This window comes from Sphingobium sp. 22B, assembly GCF_001580035.1.
GTDB lineage: Bacteria > Pseudomonadota > Alphaproteobacteria > Sphingomonadales > Sphingomonadaceae > Sphingobium > Sphingobium fuliginis.
In genome coordinates this window covers 57000-74077 of sequence record NZ_LTAB01000006.1, presented here as the reverse complement: position 1 = coordinate 74077, position 17078 = coordinate 57000, and the positions used below count along the sequence as shown (strand labels likewise).

Annotated in this window: 12 protein-coding genes; 6 read left to right on the top strand and 6 right to left on the bottom strand. The window is 66.5% G+C overall.

The window, feature by feature from the left end; genetic code table 11:
* Positions 1 to 27: 27 nt before the first annotated feature.
* Positions 28 to 3765, top strand: a complete 3738-nt coding sequence (locus A0J57_RS07635; RefSeq protein ID WP_061934898.1) for a calcium-binding protein — start codon at positions 28 to 30, stop codon at positions 3763 to 3765.
* Positions 3766 to 3872: 107 nt separating this feature from the next.
* On the opposite strand, the gene ruvB is transcribed toward A0J57_RS07635, so the two are convergent.
* The 3 genes from ruvB to ruvA all read right to left on the bottom strand — a co-directional run bounded on the left by ruvB (position 3873) and on the right by ruvA (position 5964).
* A complete protein-coding gene (gene ruvB, locus A0J57_RS07630) occupies positions 3873 to 4892 on the bottom strand; it encodes a Holliday junction branch migration DNA helicase RuvB (RefSeq protein ID WP_025550555.1) in 1020 nt (339 codons plus the stop codon).
* 58 nt (positions 4893 to 4950) lie between these two features.
* Positions 4951 to 5277, bottom strand: a complete 327-nt coding sequence (locus tag A0J57_RS07625; RefSeq protein WP_048577236.1) for a GIY-YIG nuclease family protein — start codon at positions 5275 to 5277, stop codon at positions 4951 to 4953.
* A gap of 78 nt (positions 5278 to 5355) precedes the next feature.
* Positions 5356 to 5964, bottom strand: a complete 609-nt coding sequence (gene ruvA, locus A0J57_RS07620; RefSeq protein ID WP_044660449.1) for a Holliday junction branch migration protein RuvA — start codon at positions 5962 to 5964, stop codon at positions 5356 to 5358.
* A 139-nt stretch (positions 5965 to 6103) separates the two neighbouring features.
* Here ruvA and A0J57_RS07615 point away from each other — a divergent pair, with 139 nt between their 5' ends.
* The 3 genes from A0J57_RS07615 (at position 6104) to A0J57_RS07605 (ending at position 8745) form a co-directional block, all read left to right on the top strand.
* Positions 6104 to 6679 carry a peptidase S14 gene (locus tag A0J57_RS07615; RefSeq protein WP_025550553.1) on the top strand — a complete coding sequence of 192 codons (576 nt, stop codon included), beginning with the start codon at positions 6104 to 6106 and terminating at the stop codon, positions 6677 to 6679.
* Positions 6680 to 6720: 41 nt separating this feature from the next.
* A complete protein-coding gene (locus A0J57_RS07610) occupies positions 6721 to 7347 on the top strand; it encodes a DUF1345 domain-containing protein (RefSeq protein ID WP_061935027.1) in 627 nt (208 codons plus the stop codon).
* Between the two features lie 102 nt (positions 7348 to 7449).
* Positions 7450 to 8745, top strand: coding sequence for an isoprenylcysteine carboxylmethyltransferase family protein (locus tag A0J57_RS07605; protein ID WP_061934896.1), 1296 nt, complete (start codon positions 7450 to 7452; stop codon positions 8743 to 8745).
* Positions 8746 to 8841: 96 nt separating this feature from the next.
* Here the strand turns inward: A0J57_RS07605 and A0J57_RS07600 are convergent, their stop codons facing one another.
* Both A0J57_RS07600 and A0J57_RS07595 read right to left on the bottom strand, forming a co-directional pair.
* The gene (locus tag A0J57_RS07600; protein WP_061934894.1) at positions 8842 to 10215 is read right to left on the bottom strand and encodes a glutamate--cysteine ligase; all 1374 of its coding nucleotides are present in this window, start codon (positions 10213 to 10215) and stop codon (positions 8842 to 8844) included.
* A gap of 115 nt (positions 10216 to 10330) precedes the next feature.
* Entirely contained in the window at positions 10331 to 11077 is a 747-nt protein-coding gene (locus tag A0J57_RS07595; RefSeq protein WP_061934892.1) for a 16S rRNA (uracil(1498)-N(3))-methyltransferase, read from the bottom strand.
* 121 nt (positions 11078 to 11198) lie between these two features.
* Here A0J57_RS07595 and ubiA point away from each other — a divergent pair, with 121 nt between their 5' ends.
* Together ubiA and A0J57_RS07585 are read left to right on the top strand one after the other, a co-directional pair.
* The gene (ubiA, locus tag A0J57_RS07590) at positions 11199 to 12101 is read left to right on the top strand and encodes a 4-hydroxybenzoate octaprenyltransferase (protein ID WP_061934891.1); all 903 of its coding nucleotides are present in this window, start codon (positions 11199 to 11201) and stop codon (positions 12099 to 12101) included.
* Positions 12098 to 13555, top strand: coding sequence for a phospholipase D-like domain-containing protein (locus tag A0J57_RS07585; protein WP_061934889.1), 1458 nt, complete (start codon positions 12098 to 12100; stop codon positions 13553 to 13555). Before ubiA ends, A0J57_RS07585 begins: the two co-directional genes overlap by 4 nt.
* A 57-nt stretch (positions 13556 to 13612) precedes the next feature.
* Here A0J57_RS07585 and smc read toward each other — a convergent pair whose 3' ends face one another.
* Positions 13613 to 17056 (bottom strand): chromosome segregation protein SMC, encoded by a 3444-nt coding sequence (gene smc / locus A0J57_RS07580; RefSeq protein WP_061934887.1) that lies wholly within the window; start codon positions 17054 to 17056, stop codon positions 13613 to 13615.
* Between the last annotated feature and the right edge of the window lie 22 nt (positions 17057 to 17078).

The window sequence follows — 17078 nt, the reverse complement described above, 5'->3', positions numbered from 1 at the left end:
CACAAGGACGCTGGACAGGGGGCGAGCATGGCGAATTTCTTCAACGTGGTGGGAAGCCAGACCATCACGGCAGGGAGTGAGAAGGACCAGTTCTTCGCCTTCACCCGGCTCGCCAATCTCGATACGGTGCGCCCCGATGCGGTGCTGGCGCAACTCGTCTGGAACTCCGCGATTCTCACCGGCAGCGGCGCCGCCTATCAACTGACGGCGAGCAACATCCAGATTTCCATGGACCTGCTGATGGGGGGCACCGGCACGGACGTCATCTACGGGTCCAACCTGTCCGACGCGATCTTCTACAATAATGGCGTGATCGCAGGCGGCTTCGGCAGCTTCGACAATATCGAGCAGTTCTGGCTGGGCGACGGCGACGACATCATCGACCTGACGGCGCATGGGGCGGGCGGGATCGACTATGCCAAGGACGTGCTGGTCCAGGCGGGCCTCGGCAATGATGTCATCATCGGCGGCGCGGGCAAGGATAATCTTCAGGGCGACGGCGGCAACGACATCATCTTCGGCTGGCGTGGCAGCGACACCATTTCCGGCGGAGCGGGCGACGACCTGCTCTATGGCGACGATCTGGGCTTCAACAACATTTCGGGCGACGACACCATCGACGGCGGCACGGGCAACGACATCCTCTATGGCGGGCGCGGCAGCGACAGGATGACCGGCGGCGACGATGACGACATCCTCTATGGCCAGGCCGGCGGCGACAATATGTCGGGCGGGTCGGGCAATGACATTCTCCATGGCGACGATGCCGACACCAACAGCAACGACACGCTGAACGGCGATGCCGGGAACGACCAGCTCTATGGCGGCGCAGGCAGCGACGAGCTGTATGGCGGCACCGGCGACGACATGTTGGATGGCGGCAGCGGCAACGATTATATGCATGGCGGCGCAGGCAACGACACGATCCTCGCCGGCGCGGGCAATGACGTGATCGACGGCAGCGCGGACGTCGACACGCTCGTCTTTTCGGGCAACCGGATGGATTATGTCTTCACGCTCCAGACCGACGGCAGCTATGTCGCGGTCGACCAGCGTGCAGGCTCTCCGGAGGGCAGCAAGACAGTCCGCAACGTGGAATTTTTCCAGTTCGCGGACATGACGACGCCTTCCACCGCGCTGAACGCACCGCCGGTCATCACCTCGAACGGCGGCGGCTCCAGCGCGGCGCTGGCGGTCGATGAGAACGGCACCGCCGTGACCACCGTCACCGCGACGGACCCCGACATGGGACAGACGGTCTCCTTCTCCATCGTGGGAGGCGCGGACGCGGCGCTGTTCGCGATCGACGCGATGACGGGCGAATTGCGTTTCCTCACAGCGCCCAATTTCGAAAGCCCGGCCGATGCCGACCGCGATAATGTCTATCAACTGATCGTTGCCGCCAATGACGGCAATGGCGGCGTTGACACGCAGACGCTCTCCGTGACCGTGAACGATGTGCCGGACGGTTTTGCGCCGGTCATCACCTCCAATGGCGGCGGCGCAAGCGCGGCGATCACCGTCGACGAGAATGCGACGGTGGTGACCGGCGTGACCGCCACCGATGCCGACAGCCCGTCGATCAGCTTCGCCATCATCGGCGGAGCGGACGCCGCGCTCTTCGAAATCGATGCGACAACTGGCGTCCTCCGCTTCAAGACCGCGCCCGATTATGAAGCCGCCGCCGACGCCGATCACGACAATATCTACAATGTCGTGGTGCAGGCCAGCGACGGCACCAACAGCGACAGCCAGGCGCTGGCAGTCGCGGTCGCCAATCTCAACGACAATGCGCCGGTGCTGACCTCTTATGGCGGGGCGGCTTCGGTCGCCTTCTCCGTCGCGGAAAACAGCCTGCTTGCCGCCATCGTGCAGGCCAGCGACGCGGATGGCGCTGCGCTCAGCTACAGTATCAGCGGCGGCGCTGACGCGGCGTTGTTCACCATCGACCCGCAGACCGGCGCGCTGAGTTTCAGGACGGCTCCGGACTATGAAGCGCCGGACGACAGCAATGGCGACCGCCTCTACCATGTGATCGTCAGCGCGAGCGACGGCAGCAACAGCGTCTCGCAGACCCTGGCCATCGGCATTACCAATCTGAACGACAATGCGCCGGTCATCACCTCCAATGGCGGCGGCGCCTCGGCGTCGATCAGCATGGCGGAAAATGCCAGCGCCGTGACCGTGGTGACGGCCACCGATGCGGACGGCTCCGTCCCCGGTTTCGCCATTTCAGGGGGAGCGGACGCCGCGCTTTTCACCATCGATCCGGTGACCGGCGCACTGTCCTTCATCAACCCGCCCGATTATGAGAACCGGCTCGATGCCGATGGCGACGGCGTCTATCAGGTGACGGTGCGCGCAACCGACGGCAGCAACGTCGATGATCAGCTTTTGTCCATCGCCATCACCGATGTCGCGGAAAACGGGAGGACGATCACCGGATCATCGGGCAACAACATGATCGGCCCGACGACCACCGTGCTCGCCTATCAGACGACTGCCCTCAACGACACCATCTACGCCCTTGCCGGCAATGACGTCATCGATGGCGGGGCGGGCGCCGACTATATGGATGGCGGCGCAGGCAACGACATCTTCTATGTCGACACCTGGTCGGACGACGGCTTTGCCGGCAATGACGATCAGGTGATCGAACTGGCGGGGGGCGGCAGCGATCTTGTCTATGCCTCCGTCAGCTATCGCCTTGCCGCCAATGTCGAAAAGCTGGCGCTGACCGGCGCGGCGGCGATCAACGGCATGGGCAATGATCTGGCCAACACGATCACCGGCAATGACGCGGCCAACATTCTGTCGGGCGGGACGGGCGCGGACATTCTCTATGGCATGGGCGGCGGCGACACGCTGGATGGCGGTGACGATAACGACACCCTCTTCGGCGGCGACGGCAACGACATGCTGATCGGCGGGATGGGCGACGACTATCTGGATGGCGGCACGGGCGCCGACAACATGGCCGGTGGGCTGGGCAATGACAGCTATATCGTCGACAGCTGGACCGACGACGGCAACAGCGCCAATGACGACCTGATCGTCGAACTGGCGGGCGAGGGGACCGATCAGGTGAGCGCCTCCGTCAGCTACAAAATGGTGGCCGAGATCGAGAAGCTGGTTCTGACCGGCACGGACCCGATCGACGGCATCGGCAACGACATCGCCAACAGCATGACGGGCAATGGCGGCAATAACGGCCTCTGGGGCGGCCTGGGCAACGACACCCTGCTCGGCAATGGCGGCGACGACCGGCTCTATGGCGAGGACGGGCAGGACAGCCTGGACGGGGGCGCGGGCAACGACCTGCTGGACGGCGGGGCGGCCGGCGATACGCTGAAGGGCGGCGCGGGCAGCGACACGCTGATCGGCGGCGCGGGCAAGGACACGCTGACCGGCGGGACGGAGGCGGATGTCTTCCTGTTCAACCGCGGCGACACGACGCTCAACACGGCGAGCTATGACCGGATCACCGACTTCAAGGCGAGCGAGGGCGACCGCATCGACCTGGACTTCCTGAACGGCTCCCTGCCCGCCGTCGACTATGCCGAACGGACCATTGCCACCAACAGCTTCTCCGACGCGCTGGCTGCCGCGAATATGACCGCCGGGGTCAATCATGTGGCTTTCGTCGCCGGGTCGACGGACGGCTGGATATTCTACGACGCCAATGGCGACGGCGCATTCGAACAGAGCGTCCAGCTTGTCGGGGTCAACAGCCTGGCGGGGGTGGATTCGAGCAGTTTCTTCTAGAGCGCGCTGCGTTAAATCGGACGCAGCCCGCGCGCTTTTTTCTTCCCGTTCGCCCTGAGCCTGTCCTGAGCGCCTGCCTTGCAGGCAGTCGAAGGAACCTGCCGATCCTAATCGAACAAGCCATCCTGGACATTGGAGGGCGGATTGATTCCCAGATGCTTCCAGCCCGGCCCGTTGAGGCAGCGTCCCCGCGCAGTGCGGGCGATCAGGCCGAGCTGGATCAGATAAGGCTCGATCACTTCCTCGATCGTATCGCGCGCTTCGGAGAGGCCTGCCGCGAGCGTTTCCACTCCCACCGGCCCGCCTCGATAGATGTCAGCGATCATGGTCAGGTAACGGCGGTCCATCAGGTCGAGGCCGAGATGGTCGACATCCAGCCGGGTCAGCGCGGCATCGGCCACCTTCGCATCCACGGCCGGGGCGCCCGCCACATTGGCGAAGTCGCGCACCCGCCGCAGCAGCCGTCCGGCGATGCGCGGCGTGCCCCGGGAACGCCGGGCGATCTCCACCGCGCCGTCGGAAGTGATGGCAAGGTCCAGCAGCCGGGCCGCGCGGCGCACCACCAGTTCCAGCTCATCGACGGTATAGAATTGCAGCCGCACCGGAATGCCGAATCGGTCGCGCAGGGGCGTCGTCAGCAAGCCCTGCCGCGTGGTCGCGCCGACCAGGGTGAAGGGCGGCAGGTCGATCCGCACAGACCGGGCGGAGGGGCCTTCCCCGATCATCAGGTCGAGCGCCCGGTCCTCCATGGCGGGGTAGAGCACTTCCTCGACCGCGGGGTTGAGCCGGTGGATCTCGTCCACGAAGAGGACGTCGCCCTCATCCAGATTGGTGAGCAGCGCGGCCAGATCGCCCGACTTGGCGATCACAGGGCCGGATGTGGCGCGGAACCCTACGCCCATCTCGCGGGCGACGATCTGCGCCAGCGTCGTCTTGCCAAGGCCGGGCGGGCCGAAGAACAGCACATGATCCAGCGCCTCGCCGCGGCCCCGGGCGGCCTCGATGAAGATACGCAGATTTTCCCGCGCGCCCTGCTGGCCGATGAATTCGGCAAGCGATTTGGGCCGCAGCGCGGCGTCGGCATCCTCGACCCGGCGGGTGGAGGAGATCAGGCGATCCTCGCTCATGCGCGACACTCACCCCAACCGTCATGCTGAACTTGTTTGGCTTGCGCTGACCTTCGGTTCAGCATCCATCGTGCCGCTGGTTCGGACGGAGAGGCGATAAACCAAGGCCCGGAGCCAGGTCGATCCACTGCGGATTTTCGGACTCGATCAGATTGATCTTCCACTGCCGATGCCAGCGCTTGAGCTGCTTTTCCCGGTCGATAGCTTGTTCCATCGTTTCGCACATTTCGAAACGGACGAGACTGTGGACGGCATATCTCCCGCTGAAACGCGGGATGCCGTTCGTACGGTGTTGATGCAGCCGCCCGGGCAGATTCGACGTCACCCCGATATACAGCGTGCCATAAGGCTGACGGGCCAGGATATAGACGCATGGTTCTTTCATCGTCTCCTCCCTTCGGTGCGAGAGGCCTGATGGATGCTGAAGCAAGTTCAGCATGACGGGTGGGGAGGGGGAGACGCATCATTTCGCCGCTTTCCTGAGCGCCAGGCGGACCAGCGCGTCCAGCGACGCGCCCTCGCCCAGTTCCTCTTCCGCCGCCGCGACGGCGGTGCTGGCTTCGGCGGGCTTGAAGCCCAGATTCTGCAGCGCGGAGATCGCATCGGCGCTGTGTCCGCCGGTCGGCAGCGGGGCGAACCCGCCGCCAATTCCGCCGGCCGGCGTGGGCACGGCGCCGATCTTGTCCTTCAGCTCATTGGCGATGCGCTGGGCGAGCTTGGGGCCGACGCCGTTGGCGCGGGCGATCATCGCCTTGTCGCCGGTCGCGACGGCGCGGTGCAGTTCCGCCGGTTCCAGCGCTGAAAGTATGGCCAGCGCCACACGGGAACCCACGCCCTGCACACCGGTCAGCAGGCGGAACCAGTCGCGCTCCTCCGCCCGGGCGAAGCCGACCAGGCGGATCGCATCGTCCGACACCAGCATTTCGGTGTGGACCGTCACCGCTTCCCCCACCGGCCCCAGCGCCGACAGGGTGCGGGAGGAGGCGCCGACCAGATAGCCGACGCCGCCCACATCGATGATGGCATGGTCCAGGCCCGTGCTGTCCAGCCGCCCTTTCAGTTTCGCGATCATGCGCCCCGCCCTTTGGTCATGGTCTGTTCTTTAGGGGCGTCTCCGGCAGGGCGCCAGCTAAAAACCGACGGAGCAAAGGCACCATTTGCCGGCCCGCGCGTAGAGCAGCCGGCGAGGGCGAAGGAAGGAGCCGTTTTTCATGTCGATTCAGGCGCCATTGCTGGGCCCCAAGGATTTCGAATTTCCCGCGATCATGCTGTCGGGCTATGTCGACCATGGCATGTATCTGCATTTCCGCAATTGCCTTTCGTCCGCGCCGCAGCAGGGGCTGGTGGTGGTGGAGATCGCCACCCTGGGCGGCGACCCGGAAATCGCCCGGATGATGGGGGAGGATATACGCTTCCATTCGGATCTCTATCCTGACCGGCGGCTGGTTTTCCTGGGCAAGACGGCGGTCTATTCGGCGGGCGTGACCTTCATGAGCTTCTTCGCGGCGGAAAACCGCTATCTGGCGCGGGGCACGCGGCTGATGATCCATGAGCGGATCATCACCCGGGACATCCATCTGGAAGGGCCGCTGTCGACCTGCATCGCCTCGCTCAAGGCGACGCTGCATGAGATAGAGGCGTCGATCGCGATCCAGAATGAGGGCTTTGCGAACCTGATCCTGGGATCGCAGGTTTCCATGGAGGAACTGCTGAACCGCGCGCCGGAAAACTGGTATCTGGAGGCGAACGAAGCGCAGGCGCTGGGGCTGATCGCGGCGGTGATATAAAGCGTCTTGTGCAGGGCGCGGATTATGCCTTTGATGCGCCCATGAACCGGCCCCGGATATTTCCCTGGCGTTATGGCATGTTCCTGGCCCTGCTGGCCAGCATGGCGCCGTTCGGCCTGGTGCTGCGCTGGCATGAGGCGGTGATGGCAGGGTTCGACCTGGCGGCGCTGGCGTTCATCCTGTCGGTCTGGCCGCTGCTGGATTCCGATGCGGACGCGATGCGGCGCAAGGCGGCGGAAAACGACGCGAACCGGCAGTTGATGCTGCTGCTGACCGGGATCGTGTCGGTGGTGATCCTGGTCGCCGTCGGCGTGGCAGTCAGCCAGCATGGCGGGCCGAGCAAGGCGGCGGTCGCGCTGCTGCTGGCGACATTGGCGCTGGCCTGGCTGTTTTCCAATCTCGTCTATGCGATGCACTATGCGCATATCTTCTATCTGGGCGATGGCAAGGGCGGCGACAGCGGCGGGCTTGATTTTCCCGACATGCAGGAGCCGGGCTATTGGGATTTCCTCTATTTCGCCTTCACCTTGGGGATGACGTTCCAGACATCCGACGTGTCGGTGACCAGCCGGGGCATGCGGCAGGCGGCGCTGTTCCATTGCCTCGCGGCGTTCCTGTTCAACCTGGGCATATTGGCGTTCACCATCAATGTGCTGGGCGGCATCTGAACCGACGGGTTTTAAAGCGGGCGTTCAGGATGTGGCCAGATGCGGACATTCCCCCCTTCCGACCTTCGGGGGTTGTTTACCAATTTCCGCTAGGTCCGCGGCATGAGCGACAAAGCCGATCCCTGTCCGAAGTCCGCCGTCAGCCACGGTGTTGGCGTGGCCGGGCTGGTCGGGCTGGGGCTTTGGACGCTGGTCGCGCGCCATTATGGGATGAACGGGCCGAATGCGGGTTTTGCCGCGGTCGTCGCCTGCGGCCTGCCGATGGTGTCGTGGTCGCTGCTGGTCGACAAGGTGCATCGCCGCGCATCGACGGGGATCGACTGGACCGCACCTGCGCGGCCGTGGCGGGCGGTGCTGGATGTCAGCATCGTCAAGATCGCCGGCCTGTGGGCGACCTGGCTTGCCATAGCGGTCTTCTATTGCATCGCCCGCTGGTACTGGAGCGGGGATTATCGCCTTTCCATGAATGTGCTGATGGGCGCGGCGCCCTGGCTGCTGGCGGCATCGGTGCCCTATGTGATCTGGCTGGACCGGCGATTGGTCGAGCCCAGGGACGCAGGCTATGCCTTCGGTCAATGGGTGATCGGCGGGGCCGCCGGCGCTGCGGACAAGGCCGAGGTCGCCCATCATGCCCGGGCCTGGGCGGTGAAGGGCTTCTTCCTTGCTTTCATGCTGTCGATCGTGCCCGGCAATTTCGCCAGCGTGGTCGAATGGCGGATCGAGGATGCGGTCAGCCATCCGGTGGCTCTGGCAAGCTTCCTGATCGCGGTCATGTTCATGATCGACGTCTGCATGGCGACGGTCGGCTATATGCTGACCTGCAAGCCGCTGGATTCGCATATCCGCACGGCCAATCCGCTGCTGGCCGGGTGGGTGGCGGCGCTGATCTGCTATCCGCCCTTCGTGCTGATGGGCAATGGCGGCCCGCTCGATTATCATGCGGGCGGGGCGGAATGGGATGTCTGGACGCGGGGGCATGGCGTCCTGCAATGGCTGCTGGGCGGATGGCTGGTATTGCTGACGGCCATCTACGCCTGGGCGACGGTGGCATTCGGGCTGCGCTTTTCCAACCTGACGCATCGGGGCATTCTGACGCATGGCCCCTATCGCTGGACGCGGCATCCGGCCTATCTGTCGAAGAATCTGTTCTGGTGGTTTTCAGCCCTGCCTTTTTTGAGCCTGTCAGGGAGTTTGACCGATGCGGTGCGGAACTGCGCGCTGCTGGGCGTGACCAACGCAGTCTATTATTGGCGTGCGAAGACCGAGGAAGCGCATTTGAGCGCCGATCCGGAATATCGGGCCTATAGCGAGTGGATGGCGCGCAATGGTGTAGTGCCGCGCTTTTTTGCGTGGGCAGCGGGGCGGAAGCCTTTGAGCGCGGTTCAGCCTGCCGAATAGCTGTTCGTTTCCTGCATTCGAAGGCCCGTCATGCTGAACGAATTCAGCATGACGAATGGGGGATGCCGTCGCCCTCCAGCATCCCGTCGATCCCACCTAGAAGCTTTCTTCAGCGTAGATTTGGCTGAGGTCGCCCTTCCATTCCTCATGATAGCGGGCGAGGAGGCGTTCGGCATGGGTCCGGCCCGACGCCACAATCTCGTCCAGCGGGGCGAGGAAGCCGCTTTCATTGTCGCCCGACGCATTGAGCCGGGCGCGGGCGGAAAGGCCGCTGCGGGCGATGTCGAGCGCTTCGCCAGCGATGTCGCGCAGCTTGCGCTTGCCGCCGATGGGCGCGTCCAGCGCCAGTTTCGGCACGGAATCGCGCAGAACCTGCCGTTCCTCCATGCTCCAGTCCTTGACCAGATCCCAGGCGGCGTCCAGCGCGCCTTCGTCATAGAGCAGCCCGACCCACAGCGCCGGCAGCGCGCAGATGCGGTTCCACGGCCCGCCGTCCGCGCCGCGCATTTCGAGGAAGCTCTTCATCCGCACCTCCGGGAAGGCGGTGGAGAGATGATCCTCCCAATCCTTCTCGGTCGGCTTCTCGCCGGGCAGGGCGGGCAGTTCGCCGTTCAGGAAGTCGCGGAAGCTCTGGCCCGCCGCGTCGATATAGCGACCGTCGCGATAGACGAAATACATCGGCACATCGAGCGCATAGTCGGCATAGCGTTCATAGCCGAAGCCGTCCTCGAACACGAAGGGCAGCATGCCGGTGCGGCCGGGGTCGGTGTCCGACCAGATATGGCTGCGATAGGAGAGGAAGCCGTTGGGCTTGCCTTCGGTGAAGGGCGAATTGGCGAACAAGGCGGTCGCCAGAGGTTGCAGGGCCAGCGAGACGCGGAACTTCTTCACCATGTCCGCCTCGCTGCCATAGTCGAGGTTGGTCTGGATGGTGCAGGTGCGCAGCATCATGTCCAGGCCCATCGTGCCGACGCGCGGCATGTGGCGCAGCATGATGTCGTAGCGGCCCTTGGGCATGATGGGCAGTTCTTCGCGCGTCTTGTCCGGCCACATGCCCAGGCCCAGGAAACCCAGGCCCAGCATGTCGCCGACATATTTGACCTGTTCCAGGTGCCGGCTGGTCTCCGCGCAGGTCTGGTGCAGATTTTCCAGCGGCGCGCCCGACAGTTCGAGCTGCCCCGCCGGTTCCAGGCTGATGGTGCCGTCGGTGCCGGAGAGGGCGATGATATTCTCCCCCTCGAACACCGGGTTCCAGCCATAGCGGGTAAGGCCGATCAGCAGCGTGTGGATGCCGCCGCGCTCATCATAGCTGGGCGCATGGAAATCCGCCTTGGCATAGACGAATTTCTCATGCTCCGTGCCGATGCGCCAGCGATCCTTGGGCTTGGCGCCCTTGGCGAAGGCCGCGATCAACTGGTCGCGGCTCTCGATGATGGGATCGGTCCCCCCTGAGTCGGTTCTGGTGCTCATGCCCCGCCTTAATCTTTCCCCCGGTCGCGTCAAAGCCGCAACGTTCGGCGCTCAAATAAGCTGCGTTGATGACGGCTTCAATCCGGTTGCGGAAGAAAACGATGTTGGGATACCCTTATCGCCAGTCCCCGTTGATCGTCATCCATGCAGTCGTCGCGGCGATGGCGGCGGTTTCGGCGCGCAGGATGCGGGGGCCGAGCGAGACGGCCACGGATTGGCGGTGCGCGCGGATCGCTTCGCGTTCGGCGGGGTCGAAGCCGCCCTCGGGGCCGATCAGGAAGGCCGCGGGGCCGGGATGGGCCTTGAGCGTATCGGCCAGCGGTTCGCCGCCGGTCTCGTCCGCGAAGAAAAGCCAGCGATCGTCGCGCCAATCCCGAAGCAGCGCGTCGAGCTTCACCATCTCCCCAAGGTCGGGAAGCGCGGTGCGGCCGCATTGTTCGGCCGCCTCCACCAGATGGGCGTGCACGCGATCCAGATTGAGCCGGTCCACCACGGCGCGGCGGGTAAGCACGGGTTGCAGCCGCGCCACCCCCAGTTCGCAGGCCTTTTCCGCGATCAGGTCGATGCGGCCCTTCCTGATCGGCGCGCAGCAGAGCCAGAAATCGGGGACGTCCTCCGGCGGCCTGGTCTGGCTGACGACCTCCAGCACCAGGTCGCGCCGGCGGATGTCGCGGGCCCGGGCCGCCCATTCGCCCGAGCGGCCGTCGAACAGCAGGACGATGTCGTCCGGCTTCACCCGCATGACGCTGATGAGGTAATGGGCCGGGTTGCCGTCAACGGGCACGGAAACGCCCTCGCCAAGCAGGGTTTCGACATGGAGGCGCGGGGCGCTTTGCGGCGGCCAGGCGGGGGTTGCGGTCATTCGGTTCGAACTCCGTTCGGGCTGAGCTTGTCGAAGCCCTTTTCTTCTCTAAAGAGCAAGTGAGCCCTTCGACATTTGAACGAGGCAAGTGACTCGGTCAAACAGGGCGAACGGAGTGAGAGTGGCAAGTAGCATCGTTCCCGACAGCGAAGCGCGCGGATTGGTGGCGCGATTGCCGGACATTCCCCGCGCGCTTGCCTTGCTGGCGCGGTTCGACAGGCCGATCGGCTGGTGGCTGCTGTTCTGGCCGGGGGCCTGGGCGGTGGCGCTGGCGGGGGGCGTGTGGGCGCACTGGCCGCTGATCCTCTGGCTGTTGCTGGGCAGCATCGCCATGCGGGGGGCGGGATGCGTGTTCAACGACATCGTCGACCGCGACCTCGACCGGCAGGTGGCGCGTACCGCGTCGCGCCCGCTGGCGAGTGGAGCGGTGTCGCTGGGGACGGCGTGGATATGGCTGCTGTCCCTCTGCCTGGTCGGGCTGGCGGTGCTGCTCCAACTGCATCCCTATGCGCAGATCGTCGCCTTGGGCTCGCTGGCGCTGGTGGCGGCCTATCCCTTCATGAAGCGGATCACAGGCTGGCCGCAAATCTGGCTGGGGCTGGTCTTTTCCTGGGCCGCGCTGGTCGGGTGGAGCGAGGTGGCGGGAACCCTCGCCCTGCCGGGATTGTTGCTCTATGGTGGCTGCATCGTCTGGGTGGTGGGCTATGACACCATCTATGCCTTGCAGGATCGGGAGGACGACGCGCTGATCGGCATCGGGTCGAGCGCCCTGTCCATGGGCAGGCATGTGCGGGCGGGCGTGGCGCTGTGCTATGCGCTCGCGCTGGCGCTGTGGGGCGGCGCGATCTGGCAGGTCCGGCCGCAGGGTCTGGCGTTGGCGGCGTTGCTGCCGATGGCGGCGCATCTGGGATGGCAGGTCGCGACGTTGAAGGAGGACGGCATCGATCCCTTGGCCAAATTCCGCTCCAATCGCTTTGCGGGGCTGTTGATGTTCCTGGGCTGTCTGGTGGTGGGGAGCGCATGAACGGTCCGCGCGAGGGAGAGGATTGCTGGCGGATCGCGCGGGCGCTGAAGGCCAGCGTGATCATCGATGCGGATGCCTATTTCCGCCATGCCCGCGCCGCGATGATGAAGGCGAAGCAGCGGATCATGCTGATCGGCTGGGACTTCGATGCCGCGATCACGCTGATCCGGGAGGATGAGGCGAGCGACGGCGCGCCCACGGTGATCGGGGATTTCATAAGCTGGCTGGTGGAGCGGACCCCGGAACTGGAGATATTCCTGCTGCGCTGGGATGTCGGGGCGATGAAGTCCATGGTGCGTCCGTCCAACCTGTTCACCACGGTCCGCTGGATGGCCAATTCGCGCATCACCGTAAAGCTGGACAGCCATCATCCGACCGCCGCCTCCCACCATCAGAAGATCGTGGTGATCGACGATTGCTTCGCCTTTTGCGGCGGGATCGACATGACGGCCGACCGCTGGGACACGCGGCATCACCGTGATGAGGAGCCATGGCGGCGGCACCCGGACGGCTCGCCCTATGGCCCCTGGCATGACGCGACGACCGCCTTGCAGGGACCCGTGGCCGCGGCGCTGGGCCAGCATGCGCGGGCGCGGTGGACGGGTGCGGGCGGCGGGGAACTGGCGCCGGTCGAGGGCGAGCAGGATTGCTGGCCCGATGCGTTGCCGGTGCAGTTCGAGGATGTCGACATCGCCATATCCCGCTCTGCGCCGGAGATGGAGGATCAGGAGCCGCTGATCGAGATCGAGCGGCTCTATGTGAACCAGATCGCGTCGGCGCGGCGGTATATCTACGCGGAGAGTCAATATTTCGCCTCCCGCCGCATTGCCGAGGCGATTGCGGCGCGGCTGGCGGAGGATAACGGGCCGGAAATCGTCATCGTCAACCCGGAACAGGCCGATGGCTGGCTGGAGCAGCAGGCGATGGACACGGCCCGCGCCCGGCTGTTCGAGGCGCTGAAGGCTCGGGACGTCCATGACCGGTTCCGGCTCTATCATCCCTTCACCGCGCGGGGGGAGCCGATCTATGTCCATGCCAAGATACTGATCGTCGACGATCGGGTACTGCGCGTCGGGTCGTCCAACATGAACAACCGCTCGATGCGGCTGGACACCGAATGCGACGTGACGATCGATTCCGCGCTGCCCGCCAATGCGGGGCGCGAGGATGCGATCCGGGGCATTCGCGACGATCTGGTCGCGGAGCATCTTGACCTGCCGGTCGAGCGCGTGGCGGCGGTGATTACCGAGCGTGGGCTTATCGCGGCCATCGAACAGCTGCGCGACAGGCCGGGACGGACCTTGCGGCCCTATGTGACGCCTGACCTGAACGACGTGCAGGCCTGGCTGGCGGATCATGAGGTGCTCGATCCGGAAGGACCGGGCGAGATGCTGGAGCCGATCACGGAGCGCGGACTTTTCCGCCGGATGCGTGGATGGATGGAGGGGGGGTAGCTCTCTTTTCCGTCATTTCCGATTCCGCGGGAATGACGGTTACCAAAATAGGATCAGCTATTCCGCCGCCAGAAGCGCCTCCGCGCCGCCCAGATTGACCGAAACCAGCCGACTGACGCCCCGTTCCACCATCGTTACGCCGAACAGCCGGTGCATGCGCGCCATCGTCACCGCATTATGGCTGACGATCAGGTATCGCGTGTCGGTCTGCCCCACCATGGCGTCGAGCAGGTCGCAGAAACGCTCGACATTGGCGTCGTCCAGCGGCGCGTCGACTTCATCCAGGACGCAGATCGGCGCGGGGTTCGTCAGGAACAGCCCGAAGATCAGGGCGACGGCGGTCAGCGCCTGCTCGCCGCCGGAAAGAAGCGTCAGGGCGGCGAGCTTCTTGCCCGGCGGCTGGGCCATGATCTCCAGCCCCGCTTCCAGCGGATCGTCGCTGTCGATCAGTTCCAGATGCGCCTGGCCGCCGTTGAACAGGGTGGTGAACAGGCGGCGGAAATGGCCGTCCACCGCCTCGAACGCGGCGAGCAGGCGCTGCCGCCCCTCCCTGTTCAAACTGCCGATGGAGCCGCGCAGGCGGTTGATCGCCTGAGTCAGTTCCTCGCTTTCGGCGCGGCTGTTGGCCTGCGTGGCCTCCAGCTCCTCCAGTTCCTGCGCGGCGACGAGGTTGACCGGGCCGATGCGCTCGCGTTCGGTGACGAGCCGGTCATGCTCGGCCTGTTCGCTCTGGGCGATGCGGATGTCGGCGCTGGCGAAACCCAGTTTCTCCGGCAGGACCGGCGGCGGGCACTCGAAGCGTTCACCGGAGAGGCGGTTGGTTTCGACCCGCTTCTCATCCGCCGCCTCGGCACGCGCGGCGGCGGTGGCGCGGGCTTCGCGGGCGTTGGCGAGCGCTTCGCCCGCCTGCGCCGCGCGCTGTTCGGCGGCGCGGAGCGCGGCTTCGGCTTCGCTTTCCTCGCGGCGGGCGGCGTCCGCGGCCTGCGTCAATGTGTCGCCCTGCTCGCTCAACATGGCGATGGCGGCGGCCAGACCGTCCGGCTGGTCCGCGATCTCGGCCCGTTCCTTCGCTATGCCCTCGCCCCGCTCGACCATGGCGGCGATGCGCTTGGCCGCTTCGCCGGCACGGGTGCGCCACCCCCTGGCCTCCGCATCGGCGGCGGCCATGCGTTCGCGGTCGCTGGCGAGCGCGCGATCGGCCAGCGCCTGATCGGCCTGTAGCTGGCTGACGGCGAGCCTTGCCTTCTCGCTCGCCTGTTGCAGCGTGGCGACCTGGGCGCGGGTTTCCTCCCCATCGGGCATGGCGGCGCGGCCGGCCTGCGCCTTGTCATGCTCGGCCTGCGCTGCGGTGAGGTCGCTGCGGGCTTCGCTCAACCGCTCCTCTATCGCCTCGCGGCGCCCGATCAGCCGTTCGAGCGCGGTGGCGGCTTCATCGGCGGCCCGCAGGGCGGTGCGCAGCCGCTGGTCCGCATCCGCAAGCTGGGTGCGGCCGGCGGCCAGCGTCTGGGCCGCCTCCCGCTCGCGCATCGAGGCGGCGTCCTGCGCGGCGCGGGCCGTCTCGACCTCGGCTTCGGCGGCAGGCCGGGCGGCGGCAATGGCTTCGAGGCGGTTGAGCCGGATCAGCCGTTCGGCGGCGGCGGCGCCACCCTCGATGGCGACATAGCCGTCCCAGCGGCGAAGCTGTCCATCCCTGGTGACGAGACGCTGGCCGACCGCAAGGACCTGGCCTTCGTCGCCGTCCGCGACCGCGACCTGCGCCAGACGGCGGGCGAGTTCGGGCGGGGCGGTGACATGGGCGGAGAGGGCGGCGCAGCCTTCGGGCAAGGGCGGGTCGCCGGCGAGGGCGGCGGCGCCGGCCCAGCGCCGCTTGCCTTCGGTCGCGATGGGCGCTTCCAGATCGTCCCCCAGCGCCGCCGCGAGCGCGCGTTCATAGCCGGGCGCCGCCTTCAGCCGGTCGAGCGCGCGGCTGCGGTTGCCTGTGCCGCTGTCGACGGCGCGCTGGAGCGCAGCGGCTTCGCTGTCGAGCGCGGCAAGGGTGGCGCGGGCGGAGGACAGGGCGGCTTCAGCGGCGGCACGGGCCTCGGCCGCTTCGGCACGGCTGGTCTCGGCGGCGCGGATCGCGGCTTCGGCGGCGTCGCGGTCCGTGCCGGCCTGCTGCTGGGCGGCGATCGCTTCGGCCCTTTTCCCTTCCAGCGGCGCTGGGTCGGGCAGCGCGGCGGCTTCGGCTTCCAGCCGCTGCGCCTCGCGGGAGGCGCGGTCGAGGCGGGTGCGCGCAGCGGCCAGCGCAGCCTCTGCCACGCGCAGTTCCGCCTGCTCGCCCGCCTGCTTCGCCATCGCCTTGGCAAGATCGAGTTCGGCGTCGCGGGCGGTATCCTCCGCGCGGGCGATGCGCCCGGCGAAATCCGGACGCATCGCTTCGGTTTGCGCGATGCGCGCCTTGAGCGCGGCGATCTCGCCAGCGAGGCGGGCAATGGCCTCGGCCGCGTCGTTGGCGAGCGTGCCTTCCCGCTCCCTGTCCTCTTCCAGCCGTGCGGCCTGCTGGGCGAGGTCGTGGAGGCGGCGGACCACGCCGTCGCGCTCGGTGCGCAGCGCGGCGAGCTTGTGGCCTGCTTCGCTCGCGGCGTCGCGGGCGGCCTGGGCGGCGGCGCGTCTTTGCGCAAGCGTTTCGACGGCGGCATTGGCATGGACGGCTGCGGCCTGCTGCGCCTCCTGCGCGGCGGCGACGGCGCTTTCGGCCTGCTTGGCTTCGGCACGGGCGGCGTCCGCGCTGGCGGCGGCCTCGCGCCAGCGGGCGAAGATCACCCGCGCCTCGGCAATGCGGATCTGCTCCGACAGGCGGATATAGCGCTCCGCCGCCTTGGCCTGACGCCGCAGGCTGTTGGCGCGGGCGTCCATGTCGGACAGGATTTCGTCCAGCCGCATCAGATTCGCTTCGGCGGCGCGCAGCTTCTGTTCGGCGTCCTTGCGCCGGACGTGCAGGCCGGAAATGCCCGCCGCTTCCTCCAGCATGGCGCGGCGTTCCTGCGGGCGGGCGGCGATCACGGCGGCGATGCGCCCCTGGCTGACCAGAGCGGGGCTATGCGGGCCGGTGGCGGCGTCCGCGAAGATCAGCGACACGTCCTTCGCCCGGACGTCGCGGCCATTGGCGCGATAGGCGCTGCCCGCCCCGCGCTCGATCCGGCGGGTGACTTCCAGTTCCCCGTCCGTACCGACTTCCACCGCATTGAACAGCTCGCCCTGTTCCTGGATGGTGAGCAGCGAGACTTCCGCGAAATCGCGCTGCGGGCGGGTGGAGGTGCCCGCGAAGATCACATCCTCCATGCCGCCGCCGCGCATCGACTTGGCGCTGGATTCGCCCATGACCCAGCGGATCGCCTCCAGCAGGTTCGACTTGCCGCAGCCATTGGGCCCGACAATGCCGGTCAGGCCGGGTTCGATGCGCAGCTCCGTCGGGTCGACGAAGCTCTTGAAGCCGGAGAGCTTGAGGCGCTTTATCTGCATCGTGCAAGATCGGGGCAGCGCG

Excerpts from the sequence above, each read along its gene's own strand:
- A0J57_RS07635 (WP_061934898.1), top strand. The coding sequence starts at position 28 with ATGGCGAATTTCTTCAACGTGGTGGGAAGCCAGACCATCACGGCAGGG.
- ruvB (WP_025550555.1), bottom strand. The coding sequence starts at position 4,892 with ATGAGCGAGGATCGCCTGATCTCCTCCACCCGCCGGGTCGAGGATGCC.
- A0J57_RS07625 (WP_048577236.1), bottom strand. The coding sequence starts at position 5,277 with ATGAAAGAACCATGCGTCTATATCCTGGCCCGTCAGCCTTATGGCACG.
- ruvA (WP_044660449.1), bottom strand. The coding sequence starts at position 5,964 with ATGATCGCGAAACTGAAAGGGCGGCTGGACAGCACGGGCCTGGACCAT.
- A0J57_RS07615 (WP_025550553.1), top strand. The coding sequence starts at position 6,104 with ATGTCGATTCAGGCGCCATTGCTGGGCCCCAAGGATTTCGAATTTCCC.
- A0J57_RS07610 (WP_061935027.1), top strand. The coding sequence starts at position 6,721 with ATGAACCGGCCCCGGATATTTCCCTGGCGTTATGGCATGTTCCTGGCC.
- A0J57_RS07605 (WP_061934896.1), top strand. The coding sequence starts at position 7,450 with ATGAGCGACAAAGCCGATCCCTGTCCGAAGTCCGCCGTCAGCCACGGT.
- A0J57_RS07600 (WP_061934894.1), bottom strand. The coding sequence starts at position 10,215 with ATGAGCACCAGAACCGACTCAGGGGGGACCGATCCCATCATCGAGAGC.
- A0J57_RS07595 (WP_061934892.1), bottom strand. The coding sequence starts at position 11,077 with ATGACCGCAACCCCCGCCTGGCCGCCGCAAAGCGCCCCGCGCCTCCAT.
- A0J57_RS07585 (WP_061934889.1), top strand. The coding sequence starts at position 12,098 with ATGAACGGTCCGCGCGAGGGAGAGGATTGCTGGCGGATCGCGCGGGCG.
- smc (WP_061934887.1), bottom strand. The coding sequence starts at position 17,056 with ATGCAGATAAAGCGCCTCAAGCTCTCCGGCTTCAAGAGCTTCGTCGAC.